At 34.9% G+C, this 25,566-nt stretch carries 19 protein-coding genes; 10 read left to right on the top strand and 9 right to left on the bottom strand.

What is annotated here, in order from left to right; all coding sequences use genetic code 11:
* Positions 1 to 29 precede the first annotated feature (29 nt).
* The 9 genes from BLQ00_RS11655 to BLQ00_RS11695 all read right to left on the bottom strand — a co-directional run bounded on the left by BLQ00_RS11655 (position 30) and on the right by BLQ00_RS11695 (position 14,006).
* Positions 30 to 2,681, bottom strand: a complete 2,652-nt coding sequence (locus BLQ00_RS11655; RefSeq protein WP_093144473.1) for a YCF48-related protein — start codon at positions 2,679 to 2,681, stop codon at positions 30 to 32.
* Between the two features lie 282 nt (positions 2,682 to 2,963).
* Positions 2,964 to 4,127 carry a tetratricopeptide repeat protein gene (locus BLQ00_RS11660; protein ID WP_093144475.1) on the bottom strand — a complete coding sequence of 388 codons (1,164 nt, stop codon included), beginning with the start codon at positions 4,125 to 4,127 and terminating at the stop codon, positions 2,964 to 2,966.
* Complete coding sequence (locus tag BLQ00_RS11665; protein ID WP_093144477.1) at positions 4,124 to 5,662, bottom strand: helix-turn-helix domain-containing protein; 1,539 nt, start codon at positions 5,660 to 5,662, stop codon at positions 4,124 to 4,126. Before BLQ00_RS11665 ends, BLQ00_RS11660 begins: the two co-directional genes overlap by 4 nt.
* A 176-nt stretch (positions 5,663 to 5,838) precedes the next feature.
* Positions 5,839 to 9,195 (bottom strand): preprotein translocase subunit SecA, encoded by a 3,357-nt coding sequence (gene secA / locus BLQ00_RS11670; protein WP_093144478.1) that lies wholly within the window; start codon positions 9,193 to 9,195, stop codon positions 5,839 to 5,841.
* A 246-nt stretch (positions 9,196 to 9,441) separates the two neighbouring features.
* Entirely contained in the window at positions 9,442 to 9,663 is a 222-nt protein-coding gene (locus BLQ00_RS11675; protein WP_008272287.1) for a DUF2795 domain-containing protein, read from the bottom strand.
* 131 nt (positions 9,664 to 9,794) lie between these two features.
* Complete coding sequence (locus BLQ00_RS11680) at positions 9,795 to 10,367, bottom strand: cob(I)yrinic acid a,c-diamide adenosyltransferase (protein WP_093144479.1); 573 nt, start codon at positions 10,365 to 10,367, stop codon at positions 9,795 to 9,797.
* Positions 10,368 to 10,587: 220 nt separating this feature from the next.
* The gene (locus BLQ00_RS11685) at positions 10,588 to 11,274 is read right to left on the bottom strand and encodes an ABC transporter ATP-binding protein (protein WP_093144480.1); all 687 of its coding nucleotides are present in this window, start codon (positions 11,272 to 11,274) and stop codon (positions 10,588 to 10,590) included.
* A gap of 77 nt (positions 11,275 to 11,351) precedes the next feature.
* Positions 11,352 to 12,125: an O-methyltransferase gene (locus tag BLQ00_RS11690; RefSeq protein ID WP_093144481.1), complete on the bottom strand. Its 774-nt coding sequence runs from the start codon at positions 12,123 to 12,125 to the stop codon at positions 11,352 to 11,354.
* An 18-nt stretch (positions 12,126 to 12,143) separates the two neighbouring features.
* Positions 12,144 to 14,006 (bottom strand): ABC-F family ATP-binding cassette domain-containing protein, encoded by a 1,863-nt coding sequence (locus BLQ00_RS11695; protein WP_093144482.1) that lies wholly within the window; start codon positions 14,004 to 14,006, stop codon positions 12,144 to 12,146.
* A 107-nt stretch (positions 14,007 to 14,113) separates the two neighbouring features.
* Here BLQ00_RS11695 and BLQ00_RS11700 point away from each other — a divergent pair, with 107 nt between their 5' ends.
* From BLQ00_RS11700 to BLQ00_RS11745, 10 genes are all read left to right on the top strand, one after another.
* Positions 14,114 to 14,911, top strand: a complete 798-nt coding sequence (locus BLQ00_RS11700) for a polysaccharide biosynthesis/export family protein (protein WP_093144483.1) — start codon at positions 14,114 to 14,116, stop codon at positions 14,909 to 14,911.
* Positions 14,912 to 17,365: an exopolysaccharide transport family protein gene (locus BLQ00_RS11705; protein ID WP_093144484.1), complete on the top strand. Its 2,454-nt coding sequence runs from the start codon at positions 14,912 to 14,914 to the stop codon at positions 17,363 to 17,365. It abuts the gene before it with no gap.
* A gap of 216 nt (positions 17,366 to 17,581) precedes the next feature.
* Positions 17,582 to 18,868 (top strand): nucleotide sugar dehydrogenase, encoded by a 1,287-nt coding sequence (locus tag BLQ00_RS11710; protein WP_093144485.1) that lies wholly within the window; start codon positions 17,582 to 17,584, stop codon positions 18,866 to 18,868.
* Complete coding sequence (locus tag BLQ00_RS11715; RefSeq protein WP_093144486.1) at positions 18,868 to 19,848, top strand: SDR family oxidoreductase; 981 nt, start codon at positions 18,868 to 18,870, stop codon at positions 19,846 to 19,848. Before BLQ00_RS11710 ends, BLQ00_RS11715 begins: the two co-directional genes overlap by 1 nt.
* Positions 19,848 to 20,708 carry an ABC transporter permease gene (locus BLQ00_RS11720; RefSeq protein ID WP_093144487.1) on the top strand — a complete coding sequence of 287 codons (861 nt, stop codon included), beginning with the start codon at positions 19,848 to 19,850 and terminating at the stop codon, positions 20,706 to 20,708. Before BLQ00_RS11715 ends, BLQ00_RS11720 begins: the two co-directional genes overlap by 1 nt.
* A 42-nt stretch (positions 20,709 to 20,750) precedes the next feature.
* A complete protein-coding gene (locus BLQ00_RS11725; protein ID WP_093144488.1) occupies positions 20,751 to 22,013 on the top strand; it encodes an ABC transporter ATP-binding protein in 1,263 nt (420 codons plus the stop codon).
* A 1-nt stretch (position 22,014) separates the two neighbouring features.
* Positions 22,015 to 22,755 carry a TylF/MycF/NovP-related O-methyltransferase gene (locus BLQ00_RS11730; protein ID WP_093144489.1) on the top strand — a complete coding sequence of 247 codons (741 nt, stop codon included), beginning with the start codon at positions 22,015 to 22,017 and terminating at the stop codon, positions 22,753 to 22,755.
* A 78-nt stretch (positions 22,756 to 22,833) separates the two neighbouring features.
* Entirely contained in the window at positions 22,834 to 23,736 is a 903-nt protein-coding gene (locus BLQ00_RS11735) for a class I SAM-dependent methyltransferase (protein ID WP_093144490.1), read from the top strand.
* The gene (locus BLQ00_RS11740; protein WP_093144491.1) at positions 23,736 to 24,437 is read left to right on the top strand and encodes a class I SAM-dependent methyltransferase; all 702 of its coding nucleotides are present in this window, start codon (positions 23,736 to 23,738) and stop codon (positions 24,435 to 24,437) included. The genes BLQ00_RS11735 and BLQ00_RS11740 overlap by 1 nt, the downstream gene beginning before the upstream one ends.
* Positions 24,434 to 25,549 carry a glycosyltransferase gene (locus tag BLQ00_RS11745; RefSeq protein ID WP_093144492.1) on the top strand — a complete coding sequence of 372 codons (1,116 nt, stop codon included), beginning with the start codon at positions 24,434 to 24,436 and terminating at the stop codon, positions 25,547 to 25,549. The genes BLQ00_RS11740 and BLQ00_RS11745 overlap by 4 nt, the downstream gene beginning before the upstream one ends.
* The last annotated feature ends 17 nt before the right edge of the window (positions 25,550 to 25,566 follow it).

Raw genomic sequence — 25,566 nt, forward strand, 5'->3', positions numbered from 1 at the left:
ACACTATTAACTATGTAATAAAATAAAAATTATTCTTTTATAATTTTAAAGGTTTCTGAAGCAGTATCCGTTTCTGTTTTAATAAAATAGATCCCATTTGCAAAAGAAGATAAGTCAAGTGTACTAGAAGTACTATTAACAGACATCGTTGAAACAGTAGCTCCAGTTATCGAGTAAATTTGAATCGTGTTGATTACATTTTTAGAAGCTATTTGTAAATTATCAGTTACTGGATTTGGATAAATTACAGTGCTTGATGCTTCAAAAGAAGTAGTTCCTAATAAGGGTTCACACGTAATTTCTAATTGAAAGTTCCCTGCAGAATTACTATCGTATCCTTCCACCATAATGGTGTAAGTAGAAGTTCCGTCACTTTCAAATGACAATTCTGGTTGATTCTCGCAAGAACTATCGTTAAATGCAATTTGATTTGTGAGTGTACAGTCTGTAAATACTCTAACTGTTGTAGGGAAAGTAGTTTCATCGCCACAAGCATTTAAAGTGATTGTTTCAGCTTGACCGCTTCCAGTATATGAGTAAAATACATCAGGTGAATTATTACCTCCTGAGTTTGTTCCGAAAATAGTTGAGTTTGTAACTATATCTCCACAAGCTAGTTCAGTAGCGTCTTCACAAGCATCATTTAACGGCACGGTAGGTAATTGTAATCTAAAGGTAAATAAGTCTCCCCAAGGTCCAATCGTTGCATCAAATCCCCATCCTGTGATGAACTCTCCATTTGGAGAAATTGAGTTAGGCGCATAGATTTGTCCTGCTCCCATATCATATCCAAGTACTTCTGTAATGAAATCGTGGAAATTTTGTAATCCTCCAGATGGTGTCCAGATAAAAGGAATGTTTGGATCCCATGGTCCTATTTGGAAATAACCAATAACGATTGTACCGTCATGATTTATACCTGTAACACTTCCGGCAGCACCAGGAGAAAGCGTTCCTAACGATTGGTATCCGCCTGCTTCAGTCCAAATCCAAGGTTCGTTATCATTTGCGAAATCTCCACGACCTCCAATAACAGTTCCATCTGCAGAGATGGCGCTACATTCTCCTAATTGGTTCATTTGGTCTGTAGGGTCTCCATTTGGGTCTACTAATAAATATTCATTAGGAAGGAAGTCGCCATTAGCATCTTTTCTCCATACTGCCGATTTCCATGGGCCGTTAAAATCTTGCCATCCAACAATAATGCTTCCATCATGGCTTACAGCTTCCGCTCTTGTGCTTCTATTGTCATTAGGGTATAATGTTCCTAAATCAATAATTCCGTCGGTATCAGTCCAAGCAACAGCGTGTGCGCCTAATCCTGAAGTACCTGGAGCGGGTTCTGCCCAAGAGTTTCCGATTACCATTGTTCCGTCTCCAGAAATATTATATCCACCACTTAGTGAATTATCTACAGGAAAGTCAAGACTTCCAAGAGCTGTCCAAGTATTGGTTGTAGTATCGTATCTCGACATGATTGCATAATCATTCGTCGAAGATGTTTTACGAAACATAACTCCTTGAGAACCGATAATGTATCCAGTTCCATTAGGAGTGAAAAAGATATCGTATAAAGCTTCATTAAGTGTTGAGGTAGCAATATTGTTTATTGGCCAAGTGTCACCACCATCTTCAGAAGCAAAAATAAGCTCAGGAGTACCTATTAAAGTAACATTATTTGCATCTAACCAAGCTACATCACGCCATAATGCTCCTTCAATAACTTCAGTTCCAACCCAAGTAGCCCCACCATCGGTAGTTTTGTAAACATCATTTTCAGCTGTAGCAATTCCAGTCATTGAATCGTAAAATTCAATTCCAAGTAATAATCCGCCGCCAGAGAAAACTGAGGTCCATGTTAAACCATTATCTGTAGATTTTTGAATATCACCTCCATTTGTTACTAAGAAATAAGTATCGTCACTTACGTGTGTAAGTTTATAAGGAACGCCAACCAAACCAGATCCAGTGGTCCAAGTGTCACCACCATCTGAGGTAGTGTATACAGCTACCCCTGTATTTGTTTGTGCGGTAACCACCCCATTAGAAGCATCTTTAAATACAATGCTTGTATAAAAATATACATCTGCGCCAGGTGTTTGTTCTGTCCAAGTATTCCCACCATCGGTGGTTTTTGCAAAATATTGACTCCATCCACCTACATAACCTGTAGATAACGTTGGGAAACTCATTGCTTCAATTCCTTGACCTACTCCTGTCCATAGTTGATTCCAAGTATCACCACCATCATAGGTTGCAATTACAATTCCGTCACCATTATAAGTAAGAGATTCTCCAGCCGCATATCCTTGAGAGTTCTGTCCTTCTGGGAAATCGATTCCTCTAAAGATATAGTTGAAACCTGTATTTAATTTTTCCCATTCAGTAGGTGTTGTTACCGTTACGCTAGAAGCTCCAGAAAGCATGGTGCCGTCTCCAGAGAAGATTGCTTTACCGCCAATTCCTTGTCCGGGAGCTAATCCTCCAATTTGTTCAAAGGTATTCGCTTCAGGATTCCAAAGTGAATAAGGCCCTGCTTGTGCTTCGTATCCAGAAATAACTCCCTGATTTGAAACTCCTGTCGTTTCAAAGAAAGTATCTTTTGTAATATACTGAGCAAAAGAAGTACTTGTAATTACTACACAAGCCAGTAAGGTTAATAAGATTGTTTTTTTCATCATTTTTTTTGATTAAGGTTAATGTTTTCTGACGTTGTAAATGTGATTGCTAGCTAGCCTACTTTTAACAGTAATTTGATTACTATTTTTATAGAATATGGCGCAACTGTTTTTCGCAAATTTTCAACACAGGTATTTTTTAATGTTAGTGCAATGTAGAAAAGCCTATACATTATTAATAATGCTAGTCTTTACGAATTCACGAATTTTGAAAGGATGGAAAAGGGGTTTAAGTGCTTTATTTAAGCGCTTTAGAGTGTTTTTGTAGTTTTGACTTTAAAAAGTCTACTTCTTGAATTTTTCAAGGTTTTTTAATGCCTTTTTATAGTTTTTTCTACTTTTAATAATTCTATTTGAAAGAAATAATAGAGAGAATACTATTAAAATTAATAGGACAATTTGCAGTTTTTGAAGTTCCTTTTTTTTCTGATTTATTTGAAGTTTTGTCTCTTCTAAAAGGCTTGTTATGGAACTATTAATTGTGCTTCTTTCTTTTTTTCTAATTTGCTTCTGGGTTTTTGAATATTTCCCAAAGTAAAGTTGATATTGTGCCTGATTGTTAATCGCGAGATAATTGTCACTTAAGTTTTTATAAATTCCTTGATCAAGTACTAAATCACCCACGCTGTCGGAAACTTTTAACGCCTCATTAAGTTCGTTAATTGCTTGATTGTAATTTCCTTCAATAGTATATACTTCACTAAGACCTTTTTTTGCAAAGGCATATAAGCTATTCGCATTAATTACTTTAGCGTATTTAATAGACTTGTTAAAATTTACTCTTGCCGAATCTATTTGTGAAACTTGTAATTCACAATTACCCTTGTTGTAATTGAGAATACTTAAGTTCGCATTCATTGTTTTTTTTACTTTCAATGCTTTTTTGAACTCGCTAATGGACTTGTTGAAATAATTAAGCGCAATATCGCAACTCATTTGTTCTCGATATATAAATCCTCTAATAGCATAATTTGTTCCTAGAATTGAGGCGATTGAATCTTTATGTGTTACTTTTTCAGCCCATTTTAGTGCCTCGTCCAAGTTTTCGATTGCCTTATCGTAAATAAGTAGTTGTTGGTGTTGCATCCCAATATTATTCAACACACTTATTTTCACCTTTGGATCATCGATTTCATCAAAAAATTCTCTGGTCTTTAAGGAATATTCTAACGACTTTTCATACTCTCTTTTTGATAGATAACCATTCGAGATTAGCATCAATGCATTGATCTTAGTTTTTGCAATGGAGGCTTCGTTAAATATTTGTTCTCCCATTTTAATCGCAGACATAGGATCTTCATAAACCTTTAGATGTGCAACATTAATCAGGCTATCTAGCTTGGTTTGTGCTGAAATGTTCTGATTTATTAGAAAAAACAAAGTGCAAAAAGACACTTGTTTCAAAAAAGAAACAAGTGAAACAGACGATATGTAGTTTGCTATTGTCATGCTAATTCACTTCTTTTTTTTAGAAAATCCATAAAAGCAGTTGGCGATATTCCAGTAACCGATTTAAAAACAGTCGTAAAGCTACTGTGTGAAGAAAACCCACATTCCGAAGCAAGATAACTCACCTTATAATTGAAATATACAGGATTGTCTTTAATCTTTTCTATGATGTAATTAATACGAAGCTCATTCACATAGCTATTGAAATTTTTCCCCTTATGTCTGTTTATTACATCCGACAAGTATTTCGTATTGGTATCCATTTGCGACGCTAATAAGGCGATAGACATATCAGAATTTGTGAATTTTTTTCCCGCTTCAAACTTCTCCAATTTTTGAAGCAATACCTGTTCTGTCTCCTCTGGAACCAACGCACTTTTCTCTAAAACCTTTTTAGGCTTAGTTGCCTTAGCATCCTTCTTCGCAGGGGAGATGTATTTCCAGATTGCCGTATATTCTTTTGCTTTAGACTTGTATTGATAATTTAAAAATAGTCCGAGGGTTAAGATTAAAAGTAAAAAAGCACCCAATGCATAAAGTTTATGATATTCACTTTCAATAATTTCTTCGGAAAGACCCTGCTGCTGATTATTAATCGTACTATAAACAGCATTTACAGCTAAACGTTCTTCAGTGTCAACCTGCAGCTCGGTTAGATAATTCTTTTGCTTAAAGTGATAGAAGTTTTCGGTGTCTTCCATCGCTAAATAATTTATAGCTAGACCGTCGAGGCTATTGTTTTCATAGTACGTATTTGGTAATTTTTTTGAAAGGTTTAGCGCTTCCTGGTATACCTCTATAGCATTTGGATAGTCATTTTTTAAAAAATAGAGTTTTCCTAAATGGTCTAATGCCTTTAATTTCTGAAAATCATTGTACTTCGTCGTTCGAATATCTTCTATGGTTGGTTCGAGGTAATAATTAGCAGAATCTATTTTAGAGACCTGCATGAATGATTCTACTAGCGAAAGGCTGGCGTCGTTTACAGCTGTGGTATCTCGACTTTTTAAAAATTGAAACCGTGCTTTTTGAAGGTAATCAATGGTTTTAGAAGTATGACCGAGATCAAAATTTATAAATGCTTTGTCTTGATTTAGTTTTCCTTCTAACCATGTTGAAAGTACTGGATCTTCGATGTTTTTCCGAAGTACAATTACTTCTGAAAGATAGCTGTCGGCAACAGTATCTAGTCCTAACATACGAAGCATTTGAATCGCAAATAAATTTGCTTTCAATTGTATTTCAATAGCACCCGAATTATCGGCCAGTTCTTTCGCCGACAAGGCCTCTTTAACAGCTTTTGAAAAGTTACCTCGCACGTAGAAGCTTTGCGCTAAAAGCAGTGATGCTTCTGTGCGTTCAGATTTGTCTTCAGATTTATTTAGAATATAATCTGCTATCTTTTCAGTTTGCTCAGGTTGGGAGAATAAAACACCTTTAGCTTCTTGGAGTAAATCTTTTGTAGCATTGTGTTCTTGTGTGTAAGCAGTATTACAGACAAGAATTAGCAGCCAGAAAGAGAGTAAAAGACGCATGGTTTTCTTATTAAAAATAACAGACTTTTTATTTTGTATGAATCTATTATTTTTTTTCAGATTAGTATCTCAAATTTACAGTTTTCAATGCGAATCATACGGTGTTTAGTATAAAAAAGAATAGAGCCTTGTTTTATGAAAAAACAAGGCTCCGTTTTAGTAATATATTCTAAAAGTTAACTCATTAGTACCCAATCTCCTTTGTCTAATAAAGGAATGGCTTGTTTAAATTTTAGTTCTTTTGTTTCACCGCTCATTACATGTTTGATAGTAACTTTATCATTACGTCCAATTTTTGGTTGTTCGCGAACAATTGTTTCTGTTACTTGTTGGTGTTGCGGTTGTGTGTTTCCTGCAGCACGACTTTCAGCAGCACGTTCGTCTAAGTTCTGAATTTCATCTTTCTGCTCGCTTAAATTTTCTTTAGGTCTTACAGCACGAGCTTCTTGAATTGTTTGTTGCGTTTCTTGTGGAAGTTCTCCTTTAAACAAGAATGAAAGTACATCTTTATTTACTTTTTCGATCATTCCTTTAAACAATTCAAAGGCCTCAAATTTGTAAATTAACAACGGATCTTTTTGTTCGTGAACCGCTAATTGTACCGATTGCTTCAACTCATCCATTTTACGTAAATGTGTTTTCCAAGAGTCGTCGATAATGGCAAGAGTAATATTTTTCTCAAAATCTTTTACCAATTGCTTTCCTTGCGTTTCGTACGCTTTTTCAAGATCTGTAGCTACATTCAATGTTTTTACACCATCTGTAAACGGAACTAAAATACGTTTGTATTGGTCTTTTTGTGTTTCGTATACATTTTTAATCACAGGGAATGCTAAGTCTGCATTGCGCTCCATTTTTTCTTGGTAATGAGTGTAAGCTGCTTTGTAGATTGTTCCTGCGATTTTCTGCGCATCCATCTTTTCGAATTCAGCTTCAGAAATAGGCGAACTCATAGAGAAGTAACGAATCAATTCAAACTCGAAGTTTTTATAATCCTGTGCTCCTTTGTTTGTTTCAGCAATAATTTCCGAAGTATCATAAATCATATTGGCAACATCGACACGTAGACGCTCTCCAAACAATGCGTTGTAACGACGTTTATACACTACTTCACGTTGTGCATTCATTACATCATCATACTCTAATAAACGCTTACGAATACCAAAGTTATTCTCTTCTACTTTTTTCTGTGCACGTTCAATAGATTTTGAAATCATAGAATGTTGAATTACTTCTCCTTCTTGAAGTCCCATTCTATCCATCATTTTGGCAATACGGTCGCTTCCGAAGAGACGCATTAAATTGTCCTCTAAAGAAACGTAGAATTGTGAACTACCTGGATCTCCTTGACGACCACTACGACCACGTAACTGTCTGTCTACACGACGCGAATCGTGACGTTCGGTACCTACAATTGCAAGTCCGCCAGCCGCTTTTACCTCATCCGACAACTTAATGTCCGTACCACGACCTGCCATGTTGGTGGCAATGGTAACAATACCAGCGTTACCAGCTTCCGCAACAATGTCGGCTTCTTTTTTGTGCATTTTCGCATTCAAGACGTTATGCTGAATGTTACGAATACTCAACATACGACTTAATAATTCTGAAATTTCAACCGAAGTAGTACCAATCAATACAGGTCTTCCTGCTTTTGAAAGATCAACAACCTCGTCGATAACAGCGTTGTATTTTTCGCGTTTTGTTTTGTAAATTTTATCTTCTCTATCGTGACGTGCAATAGGTCGGTTGGTAGGAATTTCTACCACATCTAATTTATAAATTTCCCAAAGTTCACCCGCTTCCGTTACTGCAGTACCCGTCATCCCAGAAAGCTTGTTGTACATTCTGAAATAATTTTGAAGTGTTACTGTTGCAAAGGTTTGCGTAGCTGCTTCAATTTTTACATTTTCTTTGGCTTCAATTGCTTGGTGTAAACCATCGCTATAACGACGACCGTCCATGATACGTCCTGTTTGCTCATCTACAATCATTACTTTGTTGTCCATTACAACATATTGCGTATCCTTCTCAAATAACGAGTAAGCTTTCAGCAATTGATTCATGGTGTGAATGCGTTCACTTTTAACACCAAACTCACGGAAAAGCACTTCTTTTAGTTCTGCTTCTTCTTCGGAAGACAATCCTTTGGCTTCAATTTTTGCGATTTCAAGACCAATTTCTGGCATTACAAAGAAATCTGGATCGTCTGCTCCTGAAAGGTAATTAACCCCTTTGTCGGTCAGTTCAATCTGATTGTTTTTTTCGTCAATTACATAGTATAATTCGGCATCAACCTTTGGCATTTCGCGGTTGTTGTCGGACATATAATGATTTTCGGTTTTTTGAAGGATTTGTTTCACACCTTCTTCCGATAAAAATTTAATTAAGGCTTTGTTTTTAGGAATCCCTCGGAAAACACGTAACAATTGGAACCCACCTTCTTTAACATCTCCTTCTTTGATTAGCTTTTTGGCTTCTGCAAGAACTCCTGTTAGGTATTTTTTCTGAACATCTACAATGTCAGCAATTTTTGGTTTCAATTCGTTAAACTCGTGACGATCTCCTTGTGGTACAGGACCAGAAATAATTAAAGGTGTACGGGCATCATCAATTAATACAGAATCGACCTCATCTACAATTGCGTAGTGGTGTGGGCGTTGTACCAAATCGTTTGGTGAGTGCGACATATTATCTCTTAAGTAATCAAAACCAAACTCATTATTGGTTCCGTACGTAATGTCTGCGTTGTATGCTTTTCTACGTGCATCAGAATTCGGTTTGTGGTAATCGATACAATCGATACTAATTCCGTGAAATTGGAACAAAGGTGCCATCCAAGCACTATCACGTTTTGCTAAGTAATCGTTTACGGTTACTAAGTGTACTCCGTTTCCAGCCAATGCATTTAAGTACATAGGTAGGGTAGCTACTAAAGTTTTTCCTTCCCCAGTATGCATCTCGGCAACTTTACCTTGGTGTAATGCAACACCACCAACTAATTGTACGTCGTAGTGGACCATGTCCCAGGTTACTTCTTTACCAGCAGCATCCCAAGAGTTTTTCCAGATTGCTTTATCGCCTTCTAGCGTAACGTATGCTTTTTCTGCTGAAATTTCGCGGTCAAAAGCATTTGCGGTTACGGTAAGTGTTTTGTTGTTTTTAAAGCGTTTTGCGGTTTCTTTTACAACGGCAAAGGCTTCAGGAAGGATTCTAGCTAATGTTTCTTTTTCAACTTCGTAGCGATCTACTTTAAGCTTGTCAATTTCATTATAGATATCTTCTTTCTTGTCGATATCTTCCATTACGTCTGCTTCTTTCTGAAGCTGATCAATTTTCTGTTGAATCTCTTTTTGGTCTTCTTTTATCGTATTTCGAAACCATGTAGATTTAGCCCTTAATTCGTCTAATGAAAGCTTTTCTAGGGCACTTTCGTGCTTTTTAATTTCATCAACTAGTGGCTGTAATTCGCCGATGTCTTTTTTGGACTTATCTCCTACAAAAACTTTTAATACATTATCTAAAAATCCCATTGTGTAAATTTTATTAATAAGACGTTATGGTAAGCGTCTTTTTTATGTTGATCGGTTGCATAGCAACGATGTTTCTTTAATTAACTGTTGTACAAAAAAACTGCAAAAAAACAAGATTGCCAAGAGGTTCTTAGCTTTTAACGATTAGAAAGTTGCGAACAACTATCTTGATTTTGAGCACAAAAAAAGTCTCACGTATAATGAGACTTTTTTGTTTTATTTTATTAAGTAACGTTTTTCAAAACGTTAGTATTCATCTTCATTCCAGAGATAATCTTCATCTGTTGGATAATCAGGCCAAATCTCCTCAATCGAATCATACGAGTCACCTTCGTCTTCAATTGCTTGAAGATTTTCCACTACTTCTAATGGGGCACCAGTTCTAATCGCGTAATCGATTAATTCGTCTTTTGTTGCCGGCCAAGGGGCATCACTTAAATAGGATGCTAATTCTAAAGTCCAGTACATAGCACTTATGGTTTTTAATTTGTGCAAAAATAATTTTTTTGATTAAAAAGTCAAGGAAAATCGCAATTATTTCTACTTTATTTTCAAGAACGTATTTAACTAGCTGATTTTCAATAAATTAAAAACAAGGGTTATAATTTCTTTGGAATCCATTTAATTTCTTCAGCTTGTAGGAGGTAAGTCAATTTCCGTGCCAGCACAAATAGGTAGTCAGATAATCTATTTAGGTACATTAATACACGCTCATCGGTTGGTTCTTCTTCGTGTAAAAGTGTTGCTAAACGCTCGGCGCGACGGCATACACAGCGTGCTATGTGACAATATGACACGGTAGTGTGTCCGCCGGGTAATACGAAGTTAGTCATAGGTGGCAGGCTGTCGTTCATCACGTCCATTTCGGTTTCTAACAAGGCGATATCTTCGTCTTCTATCTTCGGAATGTTTAAGCGTTCTTTTCCACTTTTCAAGACCATTTTTTCAGGATCGGTAGCCAAAATAGCACCTAAAGTAAATAGTTTGTCTTGAATATGAATGAGAATTTCTTTAGAACGTGCATCTATTTCTTGATCTCTAATAAGACCAATGTGTGAGTTTAGCTCATCGACGGTTCCATAACTTTCAATGCGGATATGATGTTTCGGGACCCGCGTGCCTCCAAAAAGTGCTGTGGTTCCTTTGTCACCTGTTTTGGTGTATATTTTCATTATTTATCTTTCTTCTTTTCGTAATAACTACTTCGGAAATTTCGCTTTCGGCGTTGCCGATTTTTACTTGAGTTCGCTTTGTTCCAAAAGTACAGAAGCGCCAGAAGGGCTATTCCGCCAATACTAAGCACTATAGGATTTGAGAGACTAATTTCCATAGCGTGAAGATACTATTGAAAAAAGCAAATTCCAAATGGCTCGTTTCAATTTTGAAATCTATTTATTTTATCTTGGTATCGCTTTCAATAATACCATCGCGAAGTCTTATTACACGGTGTGCTTGTTCGGCAACTTCCTCTTCGTGTGTTACAATAATTACGGTGTTTCCTTGCTTGTGAATTTCACTAAAAAGCGCCATAATCTCTAACGACGTTTTAGAGTCGAGGTTTCCGGTTGGCTCATCGGCTAGAATGATAGAGGGTTTGTTTACCAACGCTCTACCCACCGCAACACGCTGTCTTTGTCCTCCCGAAAGTTGATTGGGCTTGTGGTCCATACGATCTGCTAAGCCTACGTCGGTAAGTACTTCTTCGGCTCTTTTATTTCGGTCTTTTTTTGAAACTCCAGCATATACCATAGGCAAGGCTACATTTTCCAGCGCAGTAGTTCGTGGTAGTAAATTAAACGTTTGAAACACAAAACCAATTTCCTTATTCCTAATTTCAGCAAGATCGTCATCGGTCATGTTACTCACGTCCTTTCCGTTGAGTAAGTAGGTTCCGGAAGTTGGCGTATCTAAACACCCTAAAAGATTCATTAAGGTAGATTTTCCAGATCCTGAAGGTCCCATTAAAGCCACGTATTCGCCACGTTCTATTTTTAGGTCAATCCCTTTAAGCACTTTTACAATTTCGTTTCCTAATACGAAATCTCTTCTGATGTCTTTAATGTCTATTACTAAGCTCATAGGTCCCTTTTTTCCCAAATGTGAGATTGATTTTGGTTGCGTTTAATTAGTAGTATGACGCAAAGCTACAATAGTTGTTACAATCTTATGGTAAAATGTTCTTTTTGCTGTTCTTTTCTGAAAAATACGAATCCCCAATGAAAAGTATCGATACTGACCGTTACTTCTGAATGATTTCGTATTTCCTCCCAAGCTTCCGTCATTGCAGGGCTCCAATAAATATCGTCGAAGATAAAAACAGTATCGTTTGTTTTGTGCTTCAGAAGGATTTTAAAATACTGGAGGGTTTTTTCTTTGTTGTGGTTTCCATCGATATACACAAGATGATATACTTCGGAAGCATTTTCAGCAAAGAAGCGTTCAAAAGTTTTGGTTTGAAGCTGAATATTATTCAATGAAAATGCGTCAAAAGTGTTTTGTGCTACGGTTGAAGTCGTTGGACAGCCTTCAACCGTGGTAACGACTGAAGAAGGAGTTGCTTTTGCGAGTGCTGCTGTTGCGAGTCCGACCGAAGTTCCTAATTCCAAAATAGTTTCCGCAGAAAAATAACGAACCAATCTAAAAAGCAACCGCTGCCTTTTAGAGGTGATTCCGGCATTTTTTACGATTTCAGAAACCTTCCGAAGGTTCGATTTAAATACTCTAGAGCCTTCGCCAAAATCTGTAATTTCAATCGATTCGTTGCTTTGAAAGAGTTTTTTTCTAAAATCTTTCAGAAATAAATATTCAGGATATTTCGTAGAATCGTAAAAGCACTTTGTAGCCAAATCGTACACAAAAGGAGAGTGTACCCCGTGCTGATTTGAGGATCGTAACCAAAATTTAAAATACGATTTTAGTTGGTAATACATTTTGTTGTTGAAAACGAATTAAGATTCAAGTTTTTCCATTAGTTCAAAATAGCGTTCCGTTTTGGTGTTTATTTTGTCTATTATTTTTTGAAGCTTTATAGATTGTTTGTCAATTTCATCGCCATCCCAATTTTCAGTGGCAAATTTATTTTGAAGCGTTTCGCGTTCTTTTTCAAGTTTCGCGATTTCTTTTTCAATTTTGCTGTATTCTTTTTGTTCGTTATAGCTAAGTTTTACTTTATCGTTGTTTGCTTTCCAATCGTTTTTAGGTTTCGCTTCTTCAAGTGCTTTTTCTTTCGGAGTGCTGTCCTCGTACGTTCTAAAATCTGAATAGTTTCCTGGAAAATCCTCCACTTCGCCGTCGCCTCTAAAAACAAATAAATGGTCTACGATTTTATCCATAAAGTACCTGTCGTGAGACACCACAAGCAAACAGCCTGGGAAATCCATTAAGAAACTCTCAAGAACATTTAGCGTAACAATATCAAGGTCGTTGGTAGGCTCATCGAGGATTAAAAAGTTGGGGTTTTTAATAAGAACAGTGCATAAATAGAGTCTTTTGCGTTCTCCACCACTTAGTTTCTCTACAAAGTCGTATTGTCTTTTTCTGTCAAAAAGGAAGCGCTCTAATAACTGCGCTGCCGAAATTTGTTTTCCTTTTTTCAGCGGAATATAATCACCAAACTCTCGAATTACGTCGATTACTTTCTGGCCTTCTTTAATGTTAATTCCCTTTTGGGTGTAGTATCCAAATTTTACTGTATCTCCAATAACCACCTTGCCTCCATCGGGTTTCATATTACCTGTTAGGATATTTAGAAATGTAGATTTTCCTGTTCCGTTTTTTCCGATAATTCCGATACGCTCCCCTTGGATGAAGTTGTATTCAAATTTGTTGAATAAGTCTTTGTCGCCAAACGACTTTGAAATTTTATGTAGTTCTACCACTTTGCTACCTAGACGTTCCATGTTGAGTTCTAATTGAACTTCATGATCGTTTCTACGTTGGTGGGCTTTGTTTTTTATGTCTTGAAAATCGTCTATACGCGATTTGCTTTTTGTGGTTCGCGCTTTAGGTTGGCGACGCATCCATTCAAGCTCTTTTTTGTAAAGCTGTTTTGCTTTGCCTGTTTCGGTGGTTTGGGTTTCAATACGAGCTTCCCTTTTTTCAAGGTAGTAGCTGTAGTTTCCTTTATAGCTGTATAGGTTACCTTCGTCAAGCTCTACAATTTCATTACAAACACGTTCTAAGAAATAACGGTCGTGCGTCACCATGAAAAGTGTGAAATTTTCTTTTGCGAAAAGTGCTTCTAACCATTCGATCATTTCTAGATCCAAGTGATTGGTAGGCTCATCCATTACTAATAAATCGGGTTGGGTGAGGAGTGCGTTGGCTAAGGCAAGACGTTTTTTTTGTCCACCACTTAAGTTTGCTACTTTTTGAGAAAGGTCGTCAAGTTTCAGTTTGGATAAAATTTGTTTATAGCGTGTTTCAAAATCCCAAGCATTATGAGCATCCATTTGGTCAAAAGCATTTTGGTAGGCTTCAGAGTCGTTAGGGTTTTCAATGGCTTTTTCGTAGTTTTCTATAACTTTCAGAATAGGATTGTCTGCTAGAAAAATTGTTTCTTCAATCGTTTGCTTAGGGTCTAAGTTGGGTTCTTGCGATAAAAAAGCGACTTTTAAGCCTTTTCGATAGACAATATTTCCGGTATCTGGGTTGTCTAATCCAGAGAGCATGTTGAGCATGGATGTTTTTCCGGTTCCATTTTTAGCAACGAAGCCAATCTTTTGTCCGGCATTGATTCCGAAGGAAATATTTTGAAATAAAATACGTTCTCCAAATGATTTTGATATGTTTTCTACTGAAAGATAATTCACAATATATTTTTTTGCAAAATAAAGAGAAAATAACCACTTAAAATGAAATATGTTTTATTATTAGTTAGGTTGCGTTATATTTGCTTATTAACAACCCCTTGTTATCTATGAAATCTACGTATTTATTAGTTTTTTTGCTTGTATTGGTGTGTTTTTCTTCTTGTATTTCTACAGAACAACTTACGTATTTACAAGAAAAAGAAAATAGTGTAGATAGTATCATTCCTATTCGAAAATTACAAGAACCTTATCGTTTACAGATAAACGATCTTTTGAGTATTCGGGTAAAAGCTTTAGATCAAGAAACCGTTGGAATTTTTAATCCAATTAGTGATGGCAATTTAAATGCCACAGGGGAAGAAAAATTATATAATGATGGATTTGTAGTAAATTCTCATGGGGAAATTCGAATTCCTAGTTTGGGAAACTTACAAGTTTTAGGCTATACAGTAGAAGAAGTTCGAGAAGAAATTGAAAAACGATTGTTGGCAGATTATTTTAAAGAAGAAGCGAATGTGTTTGTAACGGTTAAGTTGGCTGGGATTCGTTATACTATTAACGGGGAGATTAGTTCGCCAGGTTCAAACATTATTTATAGGGATCAGTTGTCTATTATGGAGGCTATTGCAAATAGTGGAGACATTACCTTAACAGGAGATCGTACTAATGTTGTGATTATTCGTCAATATCCACTTGGACAAAAAGTGCATCATATTGATTTAACATCTATTGATGCTATGAAATCTCCCTACTACAATGTTCAGCCAAATGACTTAATACTCATTAATCCATTACCACAAAAATCAATAGGAACAGGAACAACAGGTTTGCAATCTTTTACTACTATTTTGTCTGTGGTAACTGCACTAACAACAACTGTTTTATTATTTATAAGCCTTAAGTAAATGAGTGAAGAATTTGAAATAAACGAAGTTCACACCACCTTTGATTTTAAAGGCTTTCTATTTAAATTATTGCGTTTTTGGCCTTTATTTTTAGTGTCATTTGTTATCGCTTTTGGGGTTGCACGTTATATCAATGTGAGGAAGTTGCCTGTTTATCAAATGGGAAATATGATCTCCATTAAAGACGATCAGAATCCTTTTTTTACGAGTAATACGAGTTTGACCTTCAATTGGGGAGGAACTACAGATAAGGTAAATACAGCCATTATAACACTGCGATCTCGTTCGCACAATGAGCATGTCGTAGAACGATTACAATATTATTTGGAATATAAAAAGCAGGGAGAATATCAAATTGTAGATGCTTATAAACAAACTCCTTTTTTTGTAAAAGTAGATACTTCTAAAGCTCAAATTTTAAACAAACAATTTACGGTTGTTTTTAAGGATTCGGTTACATTTAACTTGAAGACCACGTTTCTTGATGGAGCGGCAACACTTCAGAATTATAATACAAAAGAAAAATCTAGTCGTTATTTTGAAGCAGCAAATTTTGATAAAGACTATAAGTTTGGTGATAAGATAACGTTACCTTTTTTTAGTGGAACATTTGTTCCTAACCCTGAGTTAGCTGTGTCGCCCGGAGCCACTTATTATTTTAATTTTAGGGAGTTTGATGGCGTTGTAAAACGATTTAATGGAATAAATGTAAGTCCAGAATCTAAAGGGTCGTCGGTAATCCGATTACGTTTAACAGGGTATAATAAAGCAAAGTTGGTAGATTATTTAAATACTTCTGTAGCTGTATTGAGTGAGAACATGTTAGAGCGTAAAAACTTGTTCGCTACCAAGACCATTGCTTTTATCGATAGTAGTTTAACAAAAAAATCGGTAGAAGTAATTAATGCAGAAGATGAATTAAATGCTTTTAAGAATAAAAATGCAATTTTTGATTTAGATCTTGAAGGACTTGACTTGAACGGAAAGCTAAACGATTTAGATTTGCGAAAAGAAGGAGTAGGTCAAGAACTAAACTATTACACCGTATTAGAAACATACTTGTTAGGAAGATCTGATTATAGAAATGTGCCAGCGCCATCTGTAGCTGGGATTTCAGAAAATAGTATCTCTGCTTCAGTCTCTAAGATTGTAGTTCTAGCTGAAGAGCGAAATAGGTTGCAATATTCTTATAAAGAGGGCGCTCCTGTTTTTGCAGACATCGATCGTAAAATTGACGCCGTTAAAAATGTTTTACTAGAAAACATAAAATCTTCCAAGCAGCTTAAAAGCCAAGAGTTAGCATCGATTAAAAGAGATATTTCTAAATACGAAGGGCAGATTAAAAAATTACCAAAAGAGCAACAAGAATTATTGAAAATTGAAAGAAGGTACAATTTAAGTCAAGGTTCATACAATTTGTTTTTATCCAAACGAAGTGAGGCAGGGCTAGTTAAGGCGGCCAATGTGAGTGATGTGCTTATTATAGATTCGGCTAAAGATACAGGTGGTGGGCAAGTTGGACCAAACACACGACTCAACAATGTGATGGCTACTATGTTTGGTTTTTTAGTTCCTTTTCTTTTTGTCTTTTTAATAGTATTTTTTGACACTAAAATTCATACAATAAAAGACATACAAAGACTTTCTAGGATACCAATTTTAGGGGCTATAGGGAAGAGTCCTGTAGATGGTAATTTAGCTGTTCTTGATAAGTCAAAATCGGCTATTGCGGAATCATTTAGGGCGATACGCTCCAGCCTGCAATTTATTTATAAAAAACAAGGAGTTGAAGGTGCGAAAACGGTATTGATAACATCTTCTGTAAGTGGAGAGGGGAAGACATTCTGTTCTATTAATATAGCATCTGTTTTTGCATTAAGTGAAAAGAAAACAATTTTAGTAGGATTGGACCTTAGGAAGCCTAAAATTTTCGGAGATTTTAATTTAGATAATTCTATTGGAGTTGTAAATTATTTAATTGGAGATAAAGATTTAAACAATGTTATTCAAAAAACTCAAGTAGCGCATTTGGATATCATTTCTTCAGGTCCCATTCCTCCAAATCCTTCAGAATTATTAATGGGGGAACGAATGGAAGAACTTATAGGTCAATTGAAAACTAAGTACGATTATATCATTTTAGATTCACCACCATTAGGTTTAGTTGCAGATTCATTAGAATTAATGAAGTTTGCTGATGCAACTATTTATATGGTTCGACAAAACTATACTCGAAGAGGAATGTTTTCTTTAATTAACGAGAAATATAAAAAAGGCGAAGTTACTAACTTAAGTTTCTTGTTAAACTTTTTTGAAGAAAAAGGGAAATACGGCTACGGCTATGGTTACGGTTATGGGGGCTATGGTTATGGTGCTTATGGAAACGGCTACCATGAAACTGAACAGAAGTTATCTTTTCTAGGTAAAATTAAGAAGCTGTTTGGGCGCAAGTAGTGATTGGCTAATGAATTGAAATAACTGAGTATTGATTAACAGGTAGCTGTAATTAGCGACCAGTATTTTGATAGTAATGTTGCTGTTTGTTATAAAAGCTTTAATTTTGCCGTTTAATGAGGATTGGTTATGCTCAATTGAAGCGATTTATTGTGTTTAAGGTAATTCCAAAAAAAGAAGAAATTTTTTATTTTCTTCAATCTAAGTATTAGAATAATGAAAAAAAATCCCACGATTGCAATTATTGGTTTAGGATATGTAGGCTTGCCTTTAGCGGTAGCATTTGCAGAAAAATACCACGTAATAGGTTTTGATATTAACGATCAGCGTATTGCAGAACTCAACAGAGGTGAAGATCATACATTAGAAGTTTCTAGTGAACATTTAAAATCTGTTTTAACAGTTTTAGAGAATAAAGGGTTAACTATCACTAAAGATATAGCTCTTTTAGCTAAAGCTACTGTTTATATTGTTACAGTTCCAACCCCTACTAATAAGTACAATCAACCCGTTTTAATTCCGCTTGAAAAAGCAAGTGAAACGGTTGGAAATGTTCTTAAAAAAGGAGATGTTGTTGTATACGAATCTACTGTATATCCTGGGGTAACAGAAGATATTTGCGTTCCTATTCTTGAAAACGTTTCAGGAATGGTATTTAATACAGACTTTTATGCAGGGTATTCGCCAGAACGAATAAATCCGGGAGATAAAGAACATACCGTAACAAAAATATTAAAAGTTACTTCTGGTTCTACTCCAGAAATAGCAAAATATGTTGATGATTTATATGCATCAATTATAACAGCTGGAACTCACATGGCACCTACAATTAAGGTTGCTGAAGCAGCAAAGGTGATTGAAAATTCGCAACGTGATATTAATATTGCTTTTGTAAACGAATTATCTAAGATTTTTAGATTGTTAGATATTAATACGCAAGACGTTCTTGAAGCTGCAGGGACGAAGTGGAACTTCTTAAAGTTTTCACCAGGATTGGTAGGAGGACATTGTATTGGGGTTGATCCTTATTATTTAGCTCAAAAAGCAATAGAAGAAGGGTATAATCCAGAAATTATACTAGCAGGACGTCGAATGAATGATGCGATGGGAAGTTATGTAGCTCATGAGACTATAAAACTAATGATTCAGAAGGATGCGAAAGTAAAGAACGGAAATGTTCTTGTATTGGGTATTACCTTCAAAGAAAACTGTCCAGATATTCGTAATAGTAAAGTGATAGATGTAATTTCTGAACTTCGGAAATTTAATCTTAATGTAGATGTATACGATCCATGGGCAAATGTTTCCGAAGTAGAGAAAGAATTTGATATTTCCTTACTTTCTGAAACAAAACAATTAAAAGATAATTACGATGCTATTATATTAACGGTAGCACATAAAGAATTTAATACTTTCGAAATCGAAAAGTTTACTGCTGAAAAATCAGTAGTATTTGATGTAAAATCTTTCTTTCCAAAAGAAAAAACAGACGGCAGACTATAATGTTTAAAACACCCTATCATACCCACGACCTTTCAGAATACAGTTTTCTAGTAACAGGAGGAGCAGGTTTCATTGGTTCAAACTTAACAACCTATTTATTAAAATACGGAGCTAAAAAAGTTAGAGTCCTGGATAACTTAGCAACAGGATCTATTGCTAATTTTTCAGAATTTAAAGACCATCCTGCGTTCGAATTTCTCGAAGGAGATATTAGAGATGTAGCAACCTGTGCAAAAGCAATGGAAGGTATTGATTATGTATCACATCAAGCGGCTTTAGGTTCAGTGCCAAGGTCTATTAATGATCCAGCAACGTCTAATGAAGTAAATGTATCTGGATTTCTAAATATGTTAATCGCACAAAAGGATAGCCCAAGTGTAAAGCGTTTGGTGTATGCGGCATCAAGTTCTACCTATGGAGATAGTCCTTCATTGCCTAAAGTTGAAGATAAAATAGGGAAACCCTTGTCTCCATATGCAGTAACAAAATTGGTTAATGAATTGTATGCAGATGTGTTTCACAAAACATACGGTACAGAAACGATTGGATTGCGGTATTTTAATGTTTTTGGACCTAAGCAAAGTCCAACTGGGGCCTACGCAGCAGTAATTCCATTATTTATGCAGGCTTTGGTTGATAATCAAGCACCAACAATGAATGGAGATGGTGAGCAGACACGTGATTTTACGTATGTAGAAAATGCAGTGCAAGCAAATGTAAGAGCTCTATTTGCACCTAAAGAGGCAGTAAATGAAGTCTTTAATATTGCCTTCGGAAAACGCATTAGTTTAAATACACTTTGGAGTAGTTTACGAGAGATTTCAGGTAAAAATATTGAGCCTAATTATGGGCCAAATCGTAGAGGAGATGTTCGCGATTCATTGGCAAATATTGATAAAGCTAAAGAGTTGATGGGGTACAATCCCTTGTTTTCTGTGCAAGATGGGATGAAAATTACGTGGGAAAAATTTAAAGGATAATGAATAGTGATGATAAATGGCTTTATGAAATTTCTTCTAAACATAAATTAATAAATTTTAATTTTAAGGAAATATGGAGGTATCGCGATTTGATACTTCTTTTTGTAAAGCGCGACATTACTACTGTCTACAAACAAACTATTTTAGGACCACTTTGGTATTTAATCCAGCCTCTATTTACATCGGTAATATTTACCTTGGTATTTAATAATTTGGGGAGTATTTCGACAGGGAATATACCTCCGTTTTTGTTTAATTTGGCAGGTATAACTGCTTGGAATTATTTTACTGCTTGCCTTAATGGTACATCAAATACTTTTAGAGGAAACGCTGGAATTTTTGGAAAAGTCTATTTTCCAAGGGTTATTACACCTATTTCCGTTACCATTTCTAACCTCTTCAAGTTTGGGATTCAATTAATCATATTTGGAGTGTTTTACCTTTATTATGTGTTTAGCGGGGCTGACCTTGGTGTGACTTCTAATTTATTTCTTTTCCCAGTGTATGTAATAATGATTGCTTTGTTAGGGTTGGGGATAGGAATGACTGTGTCTGCAATGACTACCAAGTATAGAGATTTAACGGTTTTGGTTGGTTTTGCAACAACATTGTTAATGTATATTTCTGCGGTGCCTTATCCTTTAAGTGAAGCTAGAAAAAAACTACCCGAATGGGTAGCAGATATAGTTGCTTATAATCCAGTAACACAGATAATAGAAGGATTTAGATATATGCTCTTAAATACAGGAACCTTTAGTTGGTTAGGGTTCTTTTATACACTTTTTATATGTGTCTCACTTTTTTTAATTGGGTTAATTATATTTAACAGAACTGAAAAAACGTTTATAGATACTGTTTAAGAATAGGTCCTTAGAATCGAAAATTATTTAAAAAAGAAGTAAATGTCTGTTATTTTAATAGCTGAAAACATAAGCAAACAATACCGTCTGGGATTGGTAGGTACAGGTACGCTTGCACACGATTTAAATAGGTTTTGGCATCGCATTCGAGGTAAAGAAGATCCATATTTGAAGGTTGGAGCTTTAAATGTTAGAAATGCCAAGGCTAGTAGTGATTATGTATGGGCCTTACAAGATATTAACTTTGAAGTGCAAAAAGGAGAGGTTCTTGGAATTATTGGTAGAAACGGTGCTGGTAAATCTACTTTACTTAAAATACTCTCTCGTGTTACAAGTCCTACAACAGGGGTTATTAAAACAAAAGGTCGTATTGCATCTTTGTTGGAAGTAGGAACAGGATTTCATTCTGAACTTACAGGGCGAGAGAATATTTATTTAAATGGAGCAATTCTTGGAATGACAAAATCTGAAATTTCATCTAAAATTGATGAAATTGTTGCTTTTTCAGGTTGTGAAATGTATATCGATACCCCTGTAAAACGATATAGTAGTGGGATGACCGTGCGTCTAGCCTTTGCAGTGGCGGCTCACTTAGAGCCAGATATTCTTATTATAGATGAGGTATTAGCTGTAGGTGATGTCGAATTTCAAAAAAAAGCTATAGGCAAAGTAAAAGAAATTAGTAAAGGAGAGGGACGAACTGTTTTGTTTGTTAGTCATGATATGAATGCAATTTCTTTATTAACAGATCGTGTTCTGGTTTTAAAAAATGGAAAAGTCTCTTTTGAAGGAGAAACTGATTTAGCAATAAAAGAATACTTAAAGGGTGAATCTGAAGAACCTAATTATCATTTTGATGAGCAAATTGATTCACCAAAGATAAGGGAGATTTATATTGACACAAGTCTACCTAATAATATTCATGAGTTTGGTAAAAAACTAAAAATTAATTTTAAAGTTGAATTGCCATTTGGGGTTGATAATCTAGCTTTGTCCTTTCAGGTTATAGATGAGATTCAAGCTCCTATTACACATTTGTGGCAAATAGATTCTCAATTTAATGTGAAACGTGAAAAAGGGGTGTATCTTTTTAGCTGTATCGTTGAAAAAAGTCGTTTATATATAGGTAATTATTCGTTACGGGTTTATCTTTCAGATTCAAAAAATAAAGAGAGGTTTGATTTTATAGATTCAGCTTGTAATTTTAAAATTGAAATGATTAAAAATAAGAGGGACGATTACAATTGGGAACCAGGTTCGTGTAAGTACATTGAAGATTCTAAATGGGTTATAGAAAAGATATAATATGAAAGCTAGACTAAAGAGATTTATTTTAAAAAGATTTAAATTAGCTCAAAATAAGGTGATTGTAGCCTCTAATTCGCAAACTGATTTTACATCCTTTGAAAATGATGTTATAAGTAAAACATCTAGTTTTACTATGACGGGGTCTGAACGTATAGTTTCATTAATTAGGGCTATCGATTATATAAGCGAGAATAAAATAAATGGGGCTATTGTAGAGTGCGGAGTTTGGAAAGGCGGGAGTATTATGGCTGCTGTTTTAGCTTTAAAAAATCAAAATTCAATTAAGGATATCTATTTATACGATACATTTGAAGGAATGACCGAACCTCAGGATGTAGATTTGTCTTTTAATGGAAACTTTGCAAAAGATATTTATAAAGATAAGGAAGGAGATTGGTGTTATTCATCTTTAGATGAAGTCCGGTCTAATATAGAAACTTTAAATTATCCTAAAGAAAAGATTCAGTATATAAAAGGAAAAGTAGAAGATACAATTCCAAATAATGATACACCTAAAGATATAGCCCTTTTGCGATTAGATACTGACTGGTATGAATCTACTAAGCATGAGATGGAACACTTATTTCCTAGGTTAGTAAAGGGAGGAATTATTATTATAGATGATTACGGACATTGGGAAGGTTGTAAAAAAGCAGTTGATGAATATTTAGAGAAAAATAATATTACTCTGTTTTTGAGTAGGGTAGATTATACCTGTAGAATTGGAGTCAAGATGTAAATTATCAAGAAATGTAACTTAATTTTTGTTGCGAAGCTCTGTGTAAAATTTAGTGAAATAGCAATACCTGTAAATTAGATGAAAGAAGTAATATATAGCCCTTTGGTCCCTAGCTCAGTAAATGTAAAGTTTATTGAAACTTTTGAGTCGGATAAAATTATTTCGAATTATCAAAAAATAGGAATAGATGTTGAACGATTTTTTGATGAAAAAGGAGTCAGTCTTTATGAGTGTTTAGAAACAAGTTATAGGTTTTATTATCCTTATTCGACGATAGGGGATGCTGCTTTTTATGAAGATTTAAGTGCAAAACGGCAAAATTATTATTCAAATCGCTGGGAGCATGGAGTCACTTTAAAATATTTAGACACAACAGATTCAGTACTAGAAATAGGCTCTGGTTTTGGAGCGTTTTTAGATCGACTTAAAGCTAGAGATATCAAATCAAAAGGATTAGAGCTTAATCCTTTGGCTGTTAAGGAATGTGTGAAGAAAGGGCTGAATGTTACAGAAAAATTAGTCCAGCAAGAGGCTAAAGAAGCCATAAATAAATACTCAGTAGTTTGTTGTTTCCAAGTATTAGAGCATATTACAGGTGTTAATGATTTTATTGCAGCTTCAGTTTCGTTATTAGATAAAAAAGGAAGAATGATTATTGGCGTGCCAAATAATAATCCTTACCTCTTTATTAATGATAAATTTCATACATTAAACCTACCTCCGCATCATGCTGGATTGTGGAATGGAAAATCTTTAAAGTCATTGGAAAGAGTTTTTCCTCTTAAACTTATTTCTTTAGAGTTTGAGCCATTAAAAGTATCGTATTCAGATTTTTTAACCTTCCACTTAAATAATGCTAATTGTCTTGTTAGAACAGTATTAAAACTAAGTAATAAATTAGCTCCTAATATTTTGAAAAAGATTCTTTGTAAATTTATAAAAGGGCGAAATGTGTTGGCGGTATTTGAAAAAGTAAGTTAATGAAAGGGTTTACAGATATTCAAATTCAAATTAATAACTTAGATCGATATTCAATTCGAAGGGCTATTCTATTAGCGCTTAATTCAATTCTTCCACAATTAAAAGGGGAATTACTAGATATAGGGTGTGGTAAAATGCCTTATAGAAAATATATTTTAGAGAATTCTGAGGTTGGGAATTATATTGGTTTAGATATTGAAAGTGCCCTTGTTTATGATAATGATACTAAACCCGACTTTACTTGGAATGGAATAACAATGCCTTTTGAAAATTCAAGTTTTGATTGTGCTTTTGGTACAGAAGTTTTAGAACATTGTCCAGAACCCGAAATTGTTTTAAAAGAGGTGTATCGTGTATTGAAGCCAGGGGGAGTTTTCTTTTTTACAGTTCCTTTTTTGTGGAACTTACATGAAGTGCCTCATGATGAGTACCGATATACTCCGTTTTCGTTACAGCGGCATTTAAGTAATTCAGGCTTTTCAGAAATAAACATTAAAGCTACCGGCGGTTGGCACGCTTCAATGGCACAAATGCTTGGTCTTTGGGTTCGTAGAAGTTCAATGCCCTCTAATAAAAGAAAAATTCTTTCAAATGTATTAATGCCAATAATTAAATATCTTATAAAAATTGACAGACCTTCTGAAGTAGTTTTTAAAGAAGGACAAATGATAACTGGTTTATACGGATTGGTAAAGAAATGATAAATAAAAAGCTAAACATAGCCCTTTTTTCGCCAAATGAAAACCCATATTCCGAAACGTTTATACAGGCACACAAAAACTATTTAGATGGTAATGTTTTTTATTATTTTGGAACAGGTATAGGAATACGTTTAGAGAAACATAAAGCAATGATGGGTTATTATACTAATCTTTTGCTTAAAATTTATGCTAAGATCACGAAGAAGTCTTCATCATATATTTGGAAGAAAAGAATATTACATAGCCTTAAGTTCAATAATATAGATGTTGTTTTAGTTGAGTATGGAACACATGCTCATCATTTAAGGGAGGTTTTAAGACGTTCAGGATTGCCGGTGGTTGTTCATTTTCATGGTTATGATGCTAGTGTTAGATCGGTTTTAAGTGATTGTGGTAATTATAAGGAAGTTTTTCAGCTTTCTCAAAAGGTAATTGCTGTTTCATATGTTATGAAAGATAAGTTGTTATCTATCGGCTGTCCATCAAAAAAAATAGTAGTTAACCGTTGTGGCCCTCAGCCGGAATTTGAAGAAGTTATCCCTTTGTTTTCAAAGAAACAATTTTTGTCTGTAGGGCGTTTTACCGATAAAAAAGCTCCTTATTATACAATATTGGCTTTCAAAGATGTTTTAAGAGAATATCCCAATGCTCAATTATTATTAGCTGGTGATGGAGCATTATTTAATAGTTGCTTAAACCTAATTAAATATTATGGTATAGAAAACAATATAAAGATGTTGGGTGTTATAAAGCCTGAAGAGTTTAGAGATTTATTAAAAGAATCTATAGCCTTAGTGCAGCATTCAATAACGTCATTAAGCGGAGATATGGAAGGAACTCCTGTTGCGGTTTTAGAAGCAAGTATTGCAGGATTGCCGGTTATTTCAACTATTCATGCTGGAATTCCTGAAGTAATTATTCATGGTGAGACGGGTTTATTATCTAAAGAACATGATGTTGACACAATGACTTCTCATATGAAACTAATTTTGAGCGATGTTGAGTCTGCTAAAAAACTTGGAGCCGCAGGGAAATTAAATGTTTCTGAACATTTCAATTTAAAGAAACACATTAATTTATTACAGTTGACATTAGAAAACGCAAAGAAATAATGTATTAGGCCAATTGG

Source organism: Ulvibacter litoralis (assembly GCF_900102055.1).
GTDB lineage: Bacteria > Bacteroidota > Bacteroidia > Flavobacteriales > Flavobacteriaceae > Ulvibacter > Ulvibacter litoralis.